The 1,286-nt window shown below is 70.4% G+C and carries 1 protein-coding gene; it reads right to left on the bottom strand.

Going from position 1 to position 1,286, the window contains the following annotated elements:
- Nucleotides 1-1,187: IS1380 family transposase (locus AB1460_RS37545; RefSeq protein ID WP_368967328.1), on the bottom strand; the 1,187-nt coding region annotated here is incomplete at its 3' end.
- Between the last annotated feature and the right edge of the window lie 99 nt (nucleotides 1,188-1,286).

The following is a 1,286-nucleotide window of genomic DNA, read 5'->3' as shown; positions in this document are numbered from 1 at the left end:
AGCAGGTTGTGCGCGGTGGCCGCGAGGGTGAGCCAGGCGGCGTTCGCGGTGAACACCCCGGACGGCAGGTGCGCCAGCGGTCCGGCGGCGAGGTCGGCGAGGACCTGTTCGATCTGGGCGTGGTCGCGGTGCTGGGCTTCGGCCTGGGCGAGCAGGAACGGGCTGTCGGTGAACACGGTGTGGTAGCGCCAGGTAGGGAACAGTTCCTTTTGGCCGCTGGTGTTCTGGTCACGGACCCGGCGCACGATCAGCCGGCCGTGGGTGGTGTGACGGCCGGACGCGAACGCGGTGTAGTCGACTTCGGCGATCTCGGCGTCGGAGATCCACGCATTGTTGGTCTCGTCCCAGACGGCGCGGGGGTAGCGGATCGGGGTCCAGGCGTCCTCGGGGATACCGGTGACAGCACGGTGGATCTTCGTGTCGACAGGGGTGGTGACGGAGAACCGGACGTCGGCTCGTCGGCAGGCCGCCACGAACGTCCCGGAGTAGTAGGCGGAGTCGGCGCGGACGATCAGGGTGCCGGTGGCGCCGGCGTGGCGGGCGGTGGTGATGGCCTCGGCGACGAACGACGCGGCGCCGCGGGCGGAGCCGGCGTTCCCGCCGCGGAGCCGGGTACCGGCGATCACCGGTGCGCAGTGCGGGGTCGAGAGGGTGGCGACCAGCGCGTTGAGGCCACGGACCAGCAGCGACTTCCCCGCGATCTTCGTGTGGCCGAACGCCGCGCCCTGCTTGGCGGGGCCGAACACCCGACGCTGGCAGGAATCGACATCGAGGAACGCCACCGTTGCGGCGCCGGGTAGCAGCGGTGTCCGTTCCGTCAGAGCGGTGAGGAACAGCCGGTTGACCTTGTCGAGTTGACGCACGTTGCCCCAGTCCAGGCCGCGCAGGAAGCTCCCGAGTGTCGAGGGGGCACGGACCCCGGCGAACAGCTCACCTACCGCCCCGTCCCGCAGGAGCTCCATGTCCTCGATGCTGTCCGCCCCGGCGACCATGCCCGCGACCAGGCACCCGACCTTCACCGGCGCGTTCGCCCCTGTCGGGGCCGCCGGTCGCAGATACTCCTCCACCAGCTCGGACAAGCCTGCCTGCTCGGCGAGGCGCACCACCGGGACCAGCCCCGCGCAGCCCACCAGGTCAGGGTCGTCGAACCGCGCGTGCGTCCTCGACGCCGCATGCAACAATCGCACCTGCGAAGTGCCCTCTCGATCTGGCGGACGGAAGCCTAGAGAACTCCCATCCTCCCAGCTCAGAGGGCACTTCCGCGTTCAGGGACCCCAACAGACAGC

It is taken from the genome of Parafrankia sp. FMc2, assembly GCF_041008525.1.
Taxonomy (GTDB): domain Bacteria; phylum Actinomycetota; class Actinomycetes; order Frankiales; family Frankiaceae; genus Parafrankia.
Note: the sequence above shows the minus strand (reverse complement) of the source record. Positions and strands in the feature narration are given on the sequence as shown.